The organism is Hyphobacterium sp. CCMP332 (assembly GCA_014323545.1).
In the GTDB taxonomy this organism is placed as follows: domain Bacteria; phylum Bacteroidota; class Bacteroidia; order Cytophagales; family CCMP332; genus CCMP332.
The window spans coordinates 2,797,128-2,813,764 of record CP058647.1; the positions used below are offsets into that span (position 1 = coordinate 2,797,128).

The following is a 16,637-nucleotide window of genomic DNA, read 5'->3' on the forward strand; positions in this document are numbered from 1 at the left end:
TTTCACTCATTTACTTTCACTCGTCTTCGCCTGCCTGCCATGCCTATGGTTATTTGCTTAACCTTCGGCAGGTAAACCGGTCAGGCAGGTTTGTAACGAGGATGGTAATAAATCCCAGTATTCATGCTGCCCTACATCTAAAACCTGCTTAGAGGCAAGTAGACTATGCCATGACAAAGTAGAGATTACTCCTCCAAACGATACTCCTCTTCCCCTGAAATATAGGTACTGAGAACTTTTGTATACCTCAATTGGATTTCTTCAACCTCCATGATATCCCTGTCCAAAACCACAAAATCAGCATCTTTTCCCGATTCCAGACTTCCTTTTCTTTCATCTTCAAAAACAGAATAAGCCGCCCAGATTGTCATTCCTCTCAGTGCATTTTCTCTGGAAATGGCATCTTTCATTTGAAAACCGCCTTCAGGTTTGTTTTCGGAATCCACCCTTGCAACAGCAGCGTGAAAACCGTAAATCGGGTTGATATCCTCTACTGGGAAATCGCTACCCAATGCCAGAATACCGGCATTATCCAAAAGTGTTTTATAGGCATAAGCATAATTGATCCTGTCTTCTCCCAAACGCTCATCTGCCCAGTACATATCGGATGTGCAATGGCTGGCCTGAACAGAGGGTATAATTTTATTCTTATTAAATTTTTGAAAATCCTCAGGATTGAGCACCTGCGCATGTTCAATTCTCCAGCGTCTCGCTGTATCATTTCCCAATATTTCATTGTAGATATCCAGCATCAAGCGATTGGCCGAGTCGCCAATGGCATGTGTATTCATTTGATACCCCAGATCGTATATATCTTTTGCAAAGGCCTTTAGATTTTCAGGGCTACTCAACAGAAAACCCGAATTTTCGGGATCGTCACTGTAGGCTTCTAAAAGACAGGCTCCCCTTGAACCCAGGGCACCATCGGAATAGACTTTAAAACCCTGAACCTGAAGTCTGTCGCTTTTGAAAACACCATTTTCTTTGGCAAATGCAAAGTTTTCTTCTTCAGGGTTGAGCAATAAATTTAATTTGATTTTAAAATCACCACTTTGATACAGAGAGTCACTTATTTCAAACCATTCCATCTTTATACCACAATCCACAAGACTCGTTAATCCCACTTTCAAACAATTTCTTTGAGCTTCCAGATAGCTCAATACGCGAACATCTCTTTTTTCTAGAGGCACAAGATTATTTAATTCTGTTTCGGCATTATCGAGTAAAATACCCGTTAAACCATTTTCATCTTTGATTAGCTTTCCACCTTCAATGACTGTATTTTCGTCAAATCCCGCCAAATCAAGTGCTTTTTGGTTTACAAGCGCAGCATGTCCATCCACGCGTGTCAATAAAACGGGGGTATTTGGAAAAATAGAATCCAGTATTGCTTTGTTGGGAAATTCTTTTATCTCCCATAAGTTTTGATCCCAACCTCTTCCAAGGATCCATTTGGAATTGGGATATTTTGTTCGGTGAGTGATAACACGAAGAATTATCTCATCAAAGCTCCCGGATCCTTTGAGGTTGGCCTTCTGTAAGACATTTGCATATCCAAAAAAATGTGCATGAGCATCGTAAAAACCGGGATAAATTGTCTTTCCATTAAAGTCTTTTAAATTTTCGGATTTGTATTCAGAAAGAATTTCCTTTTCATCGGCGACCTTCAATATTTTGCCATCAGCGATAGCCATGGCGTTAAAAACATCAAAATTGCTATTGACAGTGTATATTTTTGCATTGGTAATGATCAGGTCTGCTTTCTCTTTGCTCTGGCATGAAAGCATAAAACCCAATAAAAGTGTGAGGATTAATCGATGCATATTCCCGAATTCGTATTCTTAAAAAAGCTGTTCTAAATTTGAGGGTGCAATATCTGAATTTACCTGCATTTTCACATAAGATCAAAGAGAGCGAAGGCAAGAAATATATTTTTGATGCCGTTCGAAAAAAATATGTTTTTCTCAGTCCCGAAGAATGGGTTCGTCAACATCTGATGCATTATTTGATGATGCACGTTCAAATTCCAAAATCACTCATCCGCATAGAGAGCAGCCTTAGCTATAATAAACTGCAAAAAAGAAGTGACCTCCAGGTCTACAACCGAGACGGACAAATTTTTTTATTGGCCGAATGCAAATCGCCCGAAATAAATCTCAATGAAAAAACGGTAAAACAAGTTTGTCTTTACAATGAAACCATAAAGGCACCCTATCTGCTAATTACAAATGGAATTGACCTTTTTTGCTGGTCTTCGCAAAAAGATGATATAGAATTTTTAGAAAAAGTACCTTCTTTGCCCGACTAATCAATGTATTTTTCAACCGGCGTAAACGGCATTCCAAAGGCATCCGCCACGCTTTCATAAACGATATCACCGTTGATTACATTTAATCCGAGTGCCAGCTCCCTATTGTCCTGACACGCTTTTTTCCATCCCTTATTGGCCAATTGCAAAGCGTAAGGAAGCGTTGCGTTGGTCAAGGCAAGAGTAGAAGTATAAGGTACGGCTCCGGGCATATTAGCTACACAGTAATGTACAATATCATCCACCATATAAACCGGATCCTGATGTGTGGTGGGTTTTGATGTTTCAAAACATCCGCCCTGATCAATGGCAACATCCACCAAGACACTGCCCGGATTCATTAATTTGAGCATATCTCTTGTGATCAGTTTTGGTGCTTTGGCACCATGAACAAGCACTGCTCCTATAACTAGGTCATGCGTGGGCAATAATTCCTTGATATTATGCTGGCTGGACATAAATGTATTGACATTAGCCGGCATGATTTCCGAGAGATAACGCAATCTTGGGAGACTCAAATCCATTATTGTAACATCAGCGCCAAGTCCCGCAGCCATTTTTGCCGCCTCTGTCCCAACAATTCCACCACCAATTACCATAACTTTAGCCGGTCTTACGCCCGGGACTCCTCCCAATAATATGCCACGGCCTTTCATGGGTTTTTCAAGCCATTTTGCACCTTGCTGTACCGACATTCTTCCGGCTACCTCAGACATTGGTACCAATAGGGGTAAACTTTTATCCGATTTTTCAACGGTTTCATAAGCAAGACAAACAGACTTGCTTTTAACCATTGCTTTGGTCAATGGCTCATATGAGGCAAAATGAAAATAAGTAAAAAGCAGTTGACCTTCGCGAATAAGATTGTATTCCTCTTCGATTGGTTCCTTTACTTTAATTATCATTTCTGCTTTTGCATATACATCTTTTATTGTGGGCAGAATTTTTGCGCCAACCTCCGTGTACTGCTCATCGGTAAATCCGCTACCAAGGCCTCCGTCTTTTTGAATATATACTTCGTGATTGTTTTTTACCAATACCGAAGCACCACTAGGCGTTAATGCGATTCGGTTTTCATTGTTTTTTATTTCCTTGGGAACGCCGATAATCATATTGAATATTTTTATGTAAGATAAATTGCTAATTATTTAAATGGATTCGAGTTATCAGGTTTTTGCATAATACTCGTCCCCGTGAGATCTTCTACAACCTCAATTGTAAAAGTCAACTCAGTTTTTGGTTTGTTCAAATCATTGGAAAAAATATAAATTTTTTCATCGCGCTTGGTTTTGACACGCGGAGTGATGTTGACTTCCATCTCAGCTGTTTCGCCCGGTTTAATAGATTCAGGCGCACTTAACACAGTCACGCAATTGCATGAACTTTGAAGGTCTTTTAATTTCAGTTCGCTTTTTCCACTGTTTTCGATTATCAGCTTTTTAACGACACTTTGGCCCACTTCCACCTTGCCGAGATTAAAAAAATTGTTGTCAAATCCGATGACAGGACTTGCCGCCAATTCTTCGGGGCTGTATTTTGGTTGCGCCGGCTTTCGAATAACATTGCCTTTGATGGTTAAGCGTTTTGAAGGCTCATCAGCATTTGATGTAATAGTAATTGTCTTATTAAAAACTCCCGGTCTTCCTTTGGAATTATAAGAAGCTTTTATTTTTCCTTCCTGTCCTGGAAGAACAGGTTCACGTGTCCAATAAGGCGTGGTACAACCACAGGATGCCCTAACGTTTTGAATAATAATCGGGGCGCTGCCTTTATTGGTAAAAGTAAATTCATGACTTGCGATATTGCCTTCGGAAACTTCGCCAAAGTCATGTTCTATTTTATCGAAATCAAACTTTCCTTGTGCTGAAACCATTGAATAAGTAGAAATAAATAGTATCGCTAAGGCTAAATATTTGTTCATTTTTAGTGACATATTTTAAATTTTAGCATATTATCTTGTAAAACAGGATTGCAAATATAGGCATTGAGCTTATATCTCACATTGGAAAATGGCATCGATTTGACTATTTTTGCAGTCCCAAAAATAATTTTCATGCCAGCCATTAAAGAAAAGAAATCCCAAATAAAAACCGATAAAAAAGAGATAATAAAGGACTATAAACTCGCTTTGGAAAGCCGTGAAGCAAGTTTAATGGGCCGAAAGGAAGTTTTTATGGGGAAGGCCAAATTCGGGATTTTTGGCGATGGAAAAGAAATTCCACAATTGACCATGGCCAAAGTTTTTAGAAACGGGGATTTCAGATCTGGCTACTATCGCGATCAGACATTTATGATGGCGATCGATCAATTAACAGTAAAGGAATTTTTTGCGCAGTTATACGCACATACCGACCTTGATAAAGAACCCGCGAGTGCCGGTAGAAGTATGAATGGGCATTTTGGAACGCGTTCTCTTGATAACAAAGGCCATTGGAAGGATTTAACAAAAATGAAAAATTCTTCGGCTGATATTTCACCCACGGCCTCACAAATGCCGCGATTGGTGGGTTTGGCTTATGCTTCCAAGCTTTACAGAGAAGTTAAAGCCCTTGCCGGTAAGAATAAATTTTCGAATAAAGGTAATGAAATTGCTTTCGGCACCATAGGCAATGCTTCCACTTCGGAAGGTATGTTTTACGAATCAATTAACGCTGCAGGTGTCTTACAAATTCCCGCCATCGTATCAATTTGGGATGATGATTATGGAATTTCTGTTCCTAAAGAATACCATACCAGCGGTGGAAGTATTAGTGAAGCTTTAAAAGGTTTCCAAAGGACAAAAGACAAAAAGGGATTTGAAATCATAGCTGTTAATGGCTGGGATTATTCCGCTTGTATTGCTGCTTTTGAAAAAGCAGAAAAATTTGCTCGTGAAGAGCATGTGCCCGTAATTATTCATTTCAAAGAGCTTACTCAGCCACAGGGCCATTCAACATCGGGATCCCACGAAAGATACAAGTCCAAAGAACGACTCGAATGGGAAAAAGAATACGACTGCATAAATCAGATGCGCTTATGGATGCTTGATCAGGGTATTGCTGATGCAAAAACTTTGGACAAGATTGAGGAAGATGCCAGGAAATCAGTAAAATCTGCCAAAGAAGAGGCCTGGAAGGAATTTACCGCCTCCATGAAATCAGATAGAGACACTGCTATTCAAATAATGAATGAATTGGCAAGCGAAGCCGGAAATAAGGAAATAGCAGAAATAGCAAATGCACTTTCAAAGACCTTAAATCCATTAAAACTCGATACGCTCAAATCAGTTAAAAAAGCCCTCAGACTGGTGCGTGGCACCACTTTTGGCAAAAAGGAAGAATTGCTTTCATGGCTGGAAAACACAAATAAAAAACACTATGAGGAGTACAGCTCACAGCTTTTTAGTGTATCGGATCAAAATGCATTAAGCATTGAACAGGTAGAACCTGAATATTCAGCCGAAGAAAAACTGGTCGACGGAAGGGAAGTTGTTCAGGCCAATTTTGACAAAATTTTTACTAACTATCCGGAAGTTTTTGCCATAGGAGAGGACCTGGGAAAAATTGGTGATGTGAATCAGGGCTTTGCCGGATTGCAGGACAAATACGGCGTAGAAAGAATAACAGATACCGGTATTCGAGAATGTACCATACTGGGCCAGGGAATAGGGGCTGCCCTGAGGGGTTTACGGCCAATTGTAGAGATTCAATACCTGGACTATATTTATTATGCCGTACAAATCATGGCTGATGATTTGGCTAATGTTCAATACAGAACCAAAGGAGGACAAAAAGCGCCGGTAATAATTCGCACAAGAGGCCACAGGTTAGAAGGTATCTGGCATTCAGGCTCGCCGATTGGAATGCTATTGGGTAGTCTTCGTGGTATCCATGTTTTAGTGCCTAGAGATATGACACGGGCGGCGGGATTTTACAATACAATGTTAAAGTCTGATGAACCGGCTTTAATCATAGAATGCCTGAATGGTTATCGCTTAAAAGAAAAATTACCAACAAACATTGGTGAATTCACTACTCCCCTTGGAATTCCCGAAACAATCAGGGAAGGCAATGATATTACAATTGTCACCTATGGTTCTATGTGTAGAGTAATAATGGAAGCAGCTGAAGAATTGCAAAAAGTTGGAATATCTGTAGAAGTCATTGATGTCCAGTCGCTCTTGCCCTTCGATATCAATCATAAGATTGTCGAATCAATTCAAAAAACAAACAGGGTAATTTTCGCAGATGAAGATGTTCCCGGAGGGGCCAGCGCATATATGATGCAAAAAGTTATAGAAGAGCAAAATGCATATAGATGGTTGGATTCTCAGCCAAGAACGCTTAGCGCGCATCCACACAGACCTGCTTATGGTTCAGATGGTGATTATTTCTCCAAACCCAATCCTGAGGATGTTTTTGATCTGGCCTATGAAATTTTAGCTGAAGCAGAACCGGATAGGTTTCCCGACATTTACTAAAGAACATTAAAAACCCAGGGTCGTTGACAATTCAACAATTCATTTCTCACCTCTCGTCCCTCAGTCTTCGCTATCATATCCTCTTCTTTAAGGAGATTTAACCACAGGATCTGTCCTTACTGTATTACTTCGATTTAAGGCTCTGTCGTAAATAAAAAATTCGAGCACAATTGTATCTGTACTTAGTACCGGCGTAAAGCTTAAATCTATTTCAAATCTCACCGTTCCATCGACCGGTTCATCAATAATTGTTTCTGAAATTCTTGGAAAACGAATAGGGGGGTGGTAAATGGTATCATTGATATCGCAATTTTCTGAAATGCCGTAAAAGCGATTGATATATTCTTCCCCATTTTTTACAAGCAATGACAATTCAACATTTCTTCCGGTAGGATTGTCATAGGTTTTTACAATTGTATCCGTTAATGCTTGGTCGGAATTTAGTACCGGAACTGTTAACGTGTCTTTATAATTGCATGGATCGGTAAAAGGAGCAGTGACATAAAAACTTGCATTAAATGGAGGTGAAGCATCTTCGTCATTAGCATTCAGACCCAGATCGGCATTTCCATCTTCAAAATAAAAAGTGATTGCAAAACGGGAACCTTCGATTCTATCAATGTCCTGAAAAATAATGTATGGAACATTACTGTATTCCGGTGGGGTACGACAGGAATTCAGGATAATCAGGATTAAAGAAATTATCCAGATAAAGCTTCTATTCGATATTTTTGAATTAAAGAATTGCATATTTAATATTGCAAATGACGGCAAAAATTCAAGAATTAAAGGATTCCGTATTAAAAATGTCAGATCGAGATTTTAACGACCTGGCTCTTAAAATATTTGACCTCCAGTACGAATTAAACCCAGTTTACAGGGAATTCGTTTCAAATCTGAACTTAAACCCCAATCGTATTAACCATTGGAAAAACATCCCCTGTTTGCCCATTTCCTTTTTCAAAACGCATAAAATACTTCTCCATAAACTAAAACCGGTCCAGAAATTTCTGAGTTCAGGTACGACGGGGCAGGAGAGAAGCACAAAGTATCTCACTGAAACTGATATTTATAAAAAGCTCTCTAAACAGATTTTCGAAAAGGAATTCGGTTCTCTAGAACAGTATTACATTTTTGCTCTTTTACCTTCTTACCTGGACAATAGTGAATCTTCGCTCATTTATATGGTCAATTATTTTATAAAATCGTCTGGATCGAATGGAGGAGGATTTTACAACCGTGATTTTGAAAACCTAATTACCGATCTGGAGGAAGCCAGAAATACTGGAAGAAACATTATTCTCTGGGGTGTGAGTTTTGCACTTCTTGATCTGGCTGAAAAATACAGTCCTGATTTAAGTGATATAATGGTATTTGAAACCGGCGGTATGAAGGGAAGGAAGAAAGAAATTACTAGGGAAGAACTGCATCAGATAATCCGCGAAAAGACAGGGGCAAAGGAGATTTTTAGTGAATATGGAATGACGGAATTGATGTCGCAAGCTTATTCTTTCGGAATTACTAAATACCGAATGCCTAATACCTTGCGCATACAGGCGATGGAATTAAATGATCCAATGAGTTCTGAGAGAAATGGAAGAATAGGATCGCTGAATATTATTGACCTTGGAAACATAGAAACATGCTCCTTTATTGCCACGGAAGACCTGGGAAGAGTTTATGAAGATGGAACTTTCGAAGTTCTGGGAAGAAAGGACAGTTCTGAAATTCGGGGTTGCAACCTTATGAGCGCTTAAAATAATTATCAATTATTTTAATCAACGAAGTTTTAACGTAGTTGATCAATGGTTAAATACGAATTTTAAAATTTGTAGGTACAGATAATTGCCAATTTCTAATTTCTCAAAGGTACTTTTTCACATCTGCTTCCGAAATCACATCATTTCCCATAATAACCAGTCTCTCCACTACATTTCTCAATTCCCTAATATTTCCGGTCCAATCGTGATTAGATAAAGCGGCAAGTGCTTTTTTATCGATGTCTTTTGCCTTGGTACCGTAGTCTTCTGCGATGTCTTTTAAAAATTTATCAACCAAAAGAGGAATGTCTTCCTTTCTGTTGTTTAAAGGAGGAACCTTAATTAGAATGACACTCAATCTGTGATAGAGATCCTCACGGAAGTTTTTATTTTCAATTTCTTCCTGAAGATTCTTATTGGTGGCTGCCAGCACGCGCACATTGGTATTAATATCTTTGTCACCACCCACTCTGGTGATTTTGTTTTCCTGAAGTGCCCTCAACACCTTGGCCTGTGCACTTAGGCTCATATCACCAATCTCATCGAGAAATAAGGTGCCGCCTTCGGCCTGTTCAAACTTACCGATTCGCTGCTTCACCGCAGAGGTGAATGAGCCTTTCTCGTGCCCAAACAACTCACTCTCAATCAACTCCGATGGAATCGCTGCGCAATTGACTTCTACGAAAGGACCTTTGGCACGAGAGCTGGCATCGTGCAATTCCCTTGCCACCAGCTCTTTACCTGAACCATTGGCCCCGGTAATTAGCACCCTGGCATCGGTAGGTGCTACCTTGGAGATCATTTCCTTTACCTCCACTATCGCCGATGATTCCCCGATAATCTGATGATTTTTAATGACTTTTTTTCGAAGGGTTTTGGTTTCTTCAACAAGCTGGCCTTTCTCGAGGGCATTTTTTATTGATATCAGCAGTCGGTTCAGGTCGGGTGGCTTAACAATGAAATCGAAAGCCCCTTTTTTGGTGGCTTCAACGGCTGTTTCAATCGTACCATGTGCCGAAACCATTATAAACTGGGCTTTTACCTCTGTTTCCTTTGCTTTTGAAAGTACTTCCAGCCCATCCATTTTTGGCATTTTTATATCACAGAGTACTATATCGAAATTTTCGGTGATCAGCTTTTTAAGACCTTCTTCTCCCGAGGCTGCTTCATCCACTTCGTATTTTTCTGTTTCTAGTATTTCTTTCATGGCTTCCCGAATGGAAGCTTCGTCATCGATAATGAGAATTTTTGGCATATATCTTTTTAAATAAATATGAAATACCGCCCTGTAAGCCGGATTCTGTCACCCAAAGATTGCCAGAGGCTCTGCTTTGGGGTCTTATCATTTATCTAGCCCTGATGTCGCCATCAGGATCCAGCGATCCACCCATTGCACATTTTGAGCGGGCAACTCATGCGCAATATACTTGATCTTGCAACCCACAAGGTTTACCATGCCACCAATGTCACCATTGGCGCGGTGGGCTCTTACATTGTCTGCCGAAGCAAATTATCCCACCTCCTTGCGGAGGCGGGCCCACCTTTTCACCGTAGCCGAAAAGCGCGCCAAAGGCTCAGCTTTAGGGCTGTTTGTTTTCTGTTGCACTTTCTGTTACTTACCCGTTTTACAACGGGATCAGTACCTTCCTGTTAGGAAGTGTGGTGCCCTCTGTTGTCCGGACTTTCCTCCTGAAAGCAGACGCAAGCGCAAACTTCCCGGCGATAAGACAGACGGTATTTCAAGACACAAAAATAGGACTATTTATTTTATCCGGACCAATGTGGCACCATATCCGAATTTCTCTTTTTGAGCATCTTTAAATGATTTGATGTTTTGGTGTTTGCTTAAAATTCGATGCATTTCCATTCTAAGTTTTCCATTGCCAACACCATGAATGAAAGTGATTTCATTCATTCCCGAATAAATCGCATTGTCAAGCATTTTTTCAAAATGATCCAACTGAAATTTCAATATTTCAGAATTTTCCATTTTAGGAGCATTGGGCCATAAAGCTTCAAAATGAAGGTCAATTTCAGCATCAGGTCTATGAATTTCTTCACCTGAAACATCGGTTTTGCCAATATTTTCGGCTAAATGCTCTTTGAGCATATCGGTATCAATATCAGAACTGTCTTGATCTATTTGGAAATAATATCCACTGGTTTTTAAAAGTGGTATTTCCACTGCTTCCCGGAAAAAACGTTTTGACCTGAACTTATAAGTCTTTAAGAAAGGCGGAATGATATTATGCTCTCCCTTTCTGCTAAACAAAATTGCAAATTCGAATTCCGGCCACTTTTCAATTTCATCTAATTTTAAGACCTGAATTTCAGCGTAGGATTTACTATACAAATGCCCCGATTCAATGCCTCGTCTTTTACTTTCCATATTTTCTGAAACACTAAAAGGACAATTAAAATCTGTGTTATTGATCAGGTAGAGTTTTAATTCATTTTTGTCTATAAGTTCAAATGCGAGAAAAAGCCCTGTGGCTGCTACGGCTTTTGTTTCAGTAGCTTTTTTATCCTTGATTTTTGTATAGGGGCTTTCATACCTTTTGTCGGTTTCAAAGTACTCTGCCTCCTCTCGGTTTACAATAGCAAGCTCCTGTCGCAATACGGGATAGGTAAAACCTTCGTCAATTCGAATTTCTACCAGCTTATCATCGATAATTTTTGTTACTACTCCTTCTTGTTTGTCGCGTATCATGCGAACCCTGTCTCCAATATTCATAGCTAAAAATATAGTGGTCTGAAAAGTACTTTATCTCTTTGAATAACTAAAGTTGGCCCCGGTAACTTGATGCCATCCAAAATGTAAATAACTGTATTGAGCCATTTATTTTGGCCTTTTAAATGACTCAAATCAGGATCCAGACCCAAATAAAATTGTCGGTAGGGGTGGTAGCCCAAAATTCGATTGGGGCCATCTCTTGCGATCAACATATCCTCGGCTCCATAGCCTAGCGCTATGTTAACCCATTTGACAAACCTGTTTTCTGATTTGACAAAGGCATTTATATCAACAGATAGCCAATAACTTTGCCCATTATAATCCTTAAAAATTTCTTCATAAAAATTACTTCCCAACAATTGCGGATTGTCTTTGGAATAAGAAGTTCTGTGAAATGAAAATTTAGGTTTAATCCGGATTTCATCCCAGAGGTAAAGTTGTGTCATTAATATTCCTGACCCGGCAGCATTGGCAATCAGATCGCCGTAGGAAGCGCCGTAATCCTGTGCGAAACCATCCAGAATTTCTACTGGTGTAAGCATTAAAAAACCGGTTAATCCTCCCCAAAAAACAGCTTTTTTTCTTGGGACGCCTGCATTTTTTAATAAATCATATGATATTCTTCCCAATTGGTAGGAGGAATAAGCATGCCCTATTTTATCAACCTGTTTCCATTGACTATTATCATTAAAAAAATGAAAACTTCTTTGTTCGGAATCCGAATACCAAAGTGCCTGCAAACCAATTAATGTTCCGGAATATACCGCGGCTGTCCCTATAAGATAGGTATTGAATTTTCTCGAGTTAAATTCGGTGCTGTCCTGGGCATGGGCGCTTAGCAAAAACCCAAAGGCAATAATAAAAAGAAAGGGCCTTATCATTGTTGCTCGATTGTAGGTGTGTCCTTTTCTTCATTTCTGGCTTGATCGATTTTCTGTATAGGTATTTTTTTCTTCTTCGGTTCTTTCTCTTCTTTTTTTAGAAATTCAACAAAATCATCAAATGATTTGGTGTATAACACACTTAAACCCGTAGTATTGGTGGATCTTGCACCCGGTTGATAGACATTGGAATTATTGCGGTTAAACATTTTGGCTTTTAGTTGTCCATCCTGTGTCAAAGCGTATTCAATGGTCCAGTCTCCGATAATTGTTGATACGTCTGTTTCATTGGTGGAATTGGTAAAGCCCCCTTCTCTTGTTACCCTGAGCCTGCCTTCAAGAAAGGTATATGACAATCGCAATTGCAAATCATTTAAATCTTCCTGGCTTAATCCGCTTAAGTCAAAATTAATTTCTAGGTTTTCATTGACAGAAGAAACGTAATTGCTCAACTGATTGGTTAAAAGTTCGCTTAAATTCCTACCAGCAGGCTGCTGGTAATTGGATTCTTCCTGTGAAAATTGTCTTAAAACTATAAGGCTAAAAACCTGTCGATTCAAATAGTCTCGGTTGTTTTGAATCTTATTCTGAAAAGCCAAAAGGTCATTGTTAAAATCATAACCCTGATAAACAGGAGGATCAATAATATCTATTCCAAATTCAAATTCGGGATTTAAAAGAGGACCTGTTAAATGCAGGTTTACGCTGACCGGGCTTCTTCGGGTTGCCTGCGGACTGTTGAGAAAAATAGAATCTGCCGACTCCATTAAAGGTTTTAAAGGCACCGATTGTGTATAAGTTCCTGTAAGATCAAGTTGGCCCTGATAGGGGTCTCCGGACCATGATATTCTTCCACCTTCCTTAACATTAAATTCTTTATTGACGATATTGAGGAGGGTGAAATTATAACTTCCTTTTTCTATTTCGTAAAAGCCATACATATTAAAATCACCTCGGGTATCTATTTCTAAACTGAGCTCTCCCTGACCTTGTCCTTTTATTATATCACCGGTCTGGCGATCGAGAATTATTTCCATTCTGGCCTCGGGGGTAATATTTAAATTTAAATTCATACTTACGCCGGAGAGGTCTACATTAAATTCATCTATTATATTTCCATCATCTTCTTTTTCGAGTTCGCTCAGGAAGGTTATATGCGACTGTTTTTCCAATTCGGTATAATTATCCGTTGGAATATAAACATAGGTTCCTCTTTCACTTTGCAAATCTGCGCTGATCTGAATGTCTGAAAATGAACCTAAAAAGTTAACAGAACCAGAAGCAAAAGCATTTCCGTAATAGAGATTATTATCGTCGCTTGATGTATTTAATATTTCAAACCTGTTCAAAGATGCGCTTAGGTCAATCACAAAATTCGTAAAGCCATCATGAAAAATACCACCATTTAATATTGCCTGATTGCCATTTTTATCTTTCAAATTAAGATTTCTGGCAGAAATATTATCCGTATTAAATACGAGTCTGTCACTGAATGAATAATAGGTATTGAGATAATTAACCAACAAACCTCCATCCTTGATGGCCACCCATCCTTTCAATACTGGTTGGGAGGTAGTACCGTTTAAGTTTAAATACCCATCGGCAACGCCATTAATATTTGAGATCAGATCAGATGCAAAGGGTTCTATGATATTTAGATTTGTGCTGTTAAGCTTTGCAACAATATTTAATTCTGTGGAATCGCCGGCAGGAACAACCCTGCCTTCCAGTTCAAGAATCTTTTTTCCCAACCTGTCTATGGTAAATTTTGAAACAATGGCATTAAGCGAATTATCCCATTTTGATGTTCCGGCAATATCTCCGACTAAAAATCCCTCTATGGTACAGTCATTGGCACGAATCGTTCCGTAAGTTTGAAATTGATTATAAATATTAATAAAAGATAAATCGGAATTTAGCACACCACTTATATTCCTTCCTATGATCGGGTTTAAGTTTCTGAGGTTGAAATCTTTAAATTCAACTTTCAAAACTGCCTCAGGATTTCTTGAAATGCTTCCGTTTATTGAGATGCTTTCGTATTTGGAATTGAAGTTCAGGTTGTCAATTTTTATTTCATTTTGTTTAAATACTACCCGGTTTTGATCTTCAATATCCCAATTATTCTCAAAAATTTTAAAATCACTTTCTGTAAATGAGAGTACTGTTGAATCAATTTTGAAGATGGCCTTTCCGGCAAAATTGACAAAATTGGAATCATCAAATTGGCGGAATGCCGATTCAAAATTGATCTTAGTATCATTCCACAATACCTCGGTCATCAAATCTTTGCCTTCAATAACATTTGGTATGATTTGTTTTTCCGAAAATACATAGGCAAATGCCAAAATTTCGCTGCTATCGGCATATTTTGAACTCGAGAGGTCGAATTCATTATTGTAAAACTGATAGTTGTCGTAAATCAGTGTATCAATGCTCGTAAAGAGGTTAAAAATATTTGTATTGCCTACGGAAAAACGACCTTCAACTTTTGTATTGGTAGAGATATAAAATTCCGGATAAAATAAACTTACAATGGGGTTGATATCATTAAAATCGATATACCATTCTGCGGAATATTTATTGTCTGATTTAATTTTTGACCCATAGTATTTTTTTATGTCCTCATCGTCATTTACTATTTGCAATTGATATTCTTTGAGAATCATTTGAAAATCATTGTAAACAGATTTCAGTTTAAAATTGCCCTTGATATTTGCGTTGAATAAATCTGAATTAATATCAATATTTCGAATCCCTTCCGCAAGTTGTGAAATTATACTCATGGTATCCAATTCAAGATATTTATCATCGTAAAACACCTCTATTTCACTTAGATTTCCATATCCTGAAGTTTTATCAAATGTCAATCCTGCAAAATCCAGATCGACTTTTCCTTTAACAAAACCCTCTTTTTCACTCAGATTAATTCTATCGAGATCAGCATTAATTATTTCACCTTGAATGTCGATTTTTTCAATTTCCGGATCCAGATTAATAAGACCGTTTAGCACGACATTGAGAGCGCTGTCTTTTACATTAAAAGATCCATCAAAAAGATTTTCTTTTAAATGCGCATTGAAGTTAATTTCATTGTACTGATAACCGTAAATCACAGATTTACTCAGCGTTGCTTCCATTTGCATGTCGGCTTCTTTGGCATTGAATCCTTTTCCATTGACATTGGCCTTGATATTAATTGTTTTTACCAGATCTTCTCTGCCTATAAGTTTGCCAAGTTTGAAATTTCTGGAGCTTAATTTACCGCTGTATTTAGCCGGTCCTGAATCGGGTACTTTAAGATTCATATCAGATCGCACTGTTCCGAGACCCGTTTTAAATTCACCATCTGCTACAAAATCGTAATAAAAACCATCAAAATTTCCGTTGAGATCAACGTAATCGAGATTTTGAAGATAAGGCCGGGCTTCTTCATTGAAAAATCCTTTGAGGTCGTCCATATTGAGATGGGAGCTTTTAATTTTTAAGGAAATAATTGAATTATCTATTTCGGGAAGACCTTCAATGCTCAGATCGCCATTTAAATAAGAGTTTCGCCCATAGACAAGACTGAGATCTTTAAATATAAATGAATTTAAAAACCCTTGAAATTTTCCATTGATAAGGAAATTTTCATTTTTTCTATTCCAAACAGGGACAAAATAATTAATATCTCCCGTCCAAATTCTTGTATTTTCAAGCGAAAACTTCATTTCAATCTTTTCATTGAAATTTGACCAATCGGGCCATTTTGAAAAATAGAACTGAAGACTGTCTTTGATATGGCTTTTATTGAAGCTTATGTCTGTGTTGTATAAGAGCATATTTGAGGAAGTCATGCGGAAATTTGTATGCGACAAATTGAAATCATTTTGGCTTCTGTTGTCTACAAAATTGAGACTGTCTATATCGCTCATTATTGAATCAAAATGTACGATTAAGTTTTGAAGATTAGCATTAATCTTATTAAAGCGTATATAGTCCGGATTAAACTGACCAGCATCTACCGGACGAACCGTATCTCCTTCTAAAATAAATGTACCTGAACTCATTAACACTTTTTCCAGGGATACCTTGAACTGATCTTTTTTTAGACTGTCCGGCGCTTTGGGAGGGCTGAGTTTGTTTGCAAAGTAATTAATATTGAAAGTGCTGTCTTCTTTCGCTTTATGAAGATAAAAATAGGGTGAAAGAAGCTCTATATCGCTCAGGTAGAGCGTATTATTAGCAAAAATATTTTTTATAGATACATCGGCACTCAGACTTTTTACATAGATCATTGTATCCTGGTGATGATCCAGAATGAGGGCGTCTTTTAGGTTTAATGTTCTAAACCCGCTTAAATAAAACTTCCCAACACTAATATCTACATTGTAGTCAGAAGAAATTTTTGAGGTGATTTTCTGAACGATATAGGTCTGAACAAATGAGCTCCTTGAAATTAAGCCAATAATGCCCACCAATAAAATTAAGGCAAAGATTAGGTAAACAAGGG

General features: G+C 38.3%; 11 protein-coding genes and 1 other RNA gene. 3 read left to right on the top strand and 9 right to left on the bottom strand.

Annotated elements, in window-relative coordinates; genetic code table 11:
* Positions 1 to 185: 185 nt before the first annotated feature.
* Positions 186 to 1,823, bottom strand: a complete 1,638-nt coding sequence (locus HZR84_12335) for an amidohydrolase (GenBank protein ID QNL22695.1) — start codon at positions 1,821 to 1,823, stop codon at positions 186 to 188.
* Between the two features lie 44 nt (positions 1,824 to 1,867).
* Between HZR84_12335 and HZR84_12340 the strand changes: the two genes are divergently transcribed.
* A complete protein-coding gene (locus tag HZR84_12340; protein ID QNL22696.1) occupies positions 1,868 to 2,308 on the top strand; it encodes a type I restriction enzyme HsdR N-terminal domain-containing protein in 441 nt (146 codons plus the stop codon).
* Here HZR84_12340 and ald read toward each other — a convergent pair.
* Both ald and HZR84_12350 read right to left on the bottom strand, forming a co-directional pair.
* Positions 2,305 to 3,420 (bottom strand): alanine dehydrogenase, encoded by a 1,116-nt coding sequence (gene ald / locus HZR84_12345; GenBank protein ID QNL22697.1) that lies wholly within the window; start codon positions 3,418 to 3,420, stop codon positions 2,305 to 2,307. The genes HZR84_12340 and ald overlap by 4 nt on opposite strands.
* 32 nt (positions 3,421 to 3,452) lie before the next feature.
* Positions 3,453 to 4,229 carry a DUF1573 domain-containing protein gene (locus HZR84_12350; GenBank protein ID QNL22698.1) on the bottom strand — a complete coding sequence of 259 codons (777 nt, stop codon included), beginning with the start codon at positions 4,227 to 4,229 and terminating at the stop codon, positions 3,453 to 3,455.
* Between the two features lie 132 nt (positions 4,230 to 4,361).
* Here HZR84_12350 and HZR84_12355 point away from each other — a divergent pair, with 132 nt between their 5' ends.
* On the top strand, positions 4,362 to 6,767 hold the full coding sequence (locus HZR84_12355) for a transketolase (protein QNL23258.1): 2,406 nt from the start codon (positions 4,362 to 4,364) through the stop codon (positions 6,765 to 6,767).
* An 87-nt stretch (positions 6,768 to 6,854) separates the two neighbouring features.
* Here HZR84_12355 and HZR84_12360 read toward each other — a convergent pair whose 3' ends face one another.
* Positions 6,855 to 7,517 (bottom strand): hypothetical protein, encoded by a 663-nt coding sequence (locus tag HZR84_12360; GenBank protein ID QNL22699.1) that lies wholly within the window; start codon positions 7,515 to 7,517, stop codon positions 6,855 to 6,857.
* Between the two features lie 56 nt (positions 7,518 to 7,573).
* Here HZR84_12360 and HZR84_12365 point away from each other — a divergent pair, with 56 nt between their 5' ends.
* Positions 7,574 to 8,524 carry an acyl transferase gene (locus tag HZR84_12365; protein QNL22700.1) on the top strand — a complete coding sequence of 317 codons (951 nt, stop codon included), beginning with the start codon at positions 7,574 to 7,576 and terminating at the stop codon, positions 8,522 to 8,524.
* A 106-nt stretch (positions 8,525 to 8,630) separates the two neighbouring features.
* Here the strand turns inward: HZR84_12365 and HZR84_12370 are convergent, their stop codons facing one another.
* From HZR84_12370 to HZR84_12390, 5 genes are all read right to left on the bottom strand, one after another.
* Positions 8,631 to 9,782 carry a sigma-54-dependent Fis family transcriptional regulator gene (locus tag HZR84_12370; GenBank protein QNL22701.1) on the bottom strand — a complete coding sequence of 384 codons (1,152 nt, stop codon included), beginning with the start codon at positions 9,780 to 9,782 and terminating at the stop codon, positions 8,631 to 8,633.
* Positions 9,783 to 9,800: 18 nt separating this feature from the next.
* Positions 9,801 to 10,266, bottom strand: an RNA gene (gene rnpB / locus HZR84_12375) — RNase P RNA component class A.
* A 23-nt stretch (positions 10,267 to 10,289) separates the two neighbouring features.
* Complete coding sequence (locus HZR84_12380) at positions 10,290 to 11,261, bottom strand: Smr/MutS family protein (GenBank protein QNL22702.1); 972 nt, start codon at positions 11,259 to 11,261, stop codon at positions 10,290 to 10,292.
* Between the two features lie 2 nt (positions 11,262 to 11,263).
* Entirely contained in the window at positions 11,264 to 12,142 is an 879-nt protein-coding gene (locus HZR84_12385; GenBank protein QNL22703.1) for a DUF2279 domain-containing protein, read from the bottom strand.
* On the bottom strand, positions 12,139 to 16,605 hold the full coding sequence (locus HZR84_12390) for a translocation/assembly module TamB (GenBank protein QNL22704.1): 4,467 nt from the start codon (positions 16,603 to 16,605) through the stop codon (positions 12,139 to 12,141). The genes HZR84_12385 and HZR84_12390 overlap by 4 nt, the downstream gene beginning before the upstream one ends.
* Positions 16,606 to 16,637 lie beyond the last annotated feature (32 nt).

Excerpts from the sequence above, each read along its gene's own strand:
- HZR84_12335 (QNL22695.1), bottom strand. The coding sequence starts at position 1,823 with ATGCATCGATTAATCCTCACACTTTTATTGGGTTTTATGCTTTCATGC.
- ald (QNL22697.1), bottom strand. The coding sequence starts at position 3,420 with ATGATTATCGGCGTTCCCAAGGAAATAAAAAACAATGAAAACCGAATC.
- HZR84_12350 (QNL22698.1), bottom strand. The coding sequence starts at position 4,229 with ATGAACAAATATTTAGCCTTAGCGATACTATTTATTTCTACTTATTCA.
- HZR84_12355 (QNL23258.1), top strand. The coding sequence starts at position 4,362 with ATGCCAGCCATTAAAGAAAAGAAATCCCAAATAAAAACCGATAAAAAA.
- HZR84_12360 (QNL22699.1), bottom strand. The coding sequence starts at position 7,517 with ATGCAATTCTTTAATTCAAAAATATCGAATAGAAGCTTTATCTGGATA.
- HZR84_12365 (QNL22700.1), top strand. The coding sequence starts at position 7,574 with ATGTCAGATCGAGATTTTAACGACCTGGCTCTTAAAATATTTGACCTC.
- HZR84_12370 (QNL22701.1), bottom strand. The coding sequence starts at position 9,782 with ATGCCAAAAATTCTCATTATCGATGACGAAGCTTCCATTCGGGAAGCC.
- HZR84_12380 (QNL22702.1), bottom strand. The coding sequence starts at position 11,261 with ATGAATATTGGAGACAGGGTTCGCATGATACGCGACAAACAAGAAGGA.
- HZR84_12385 (QNL22703.1), bottom strand. The coding sequence starts at position 12,142 with ATGATAAGGCCCTTTCTTTTTATTATTGCCTTTGGGTTTTTGCTAAGC.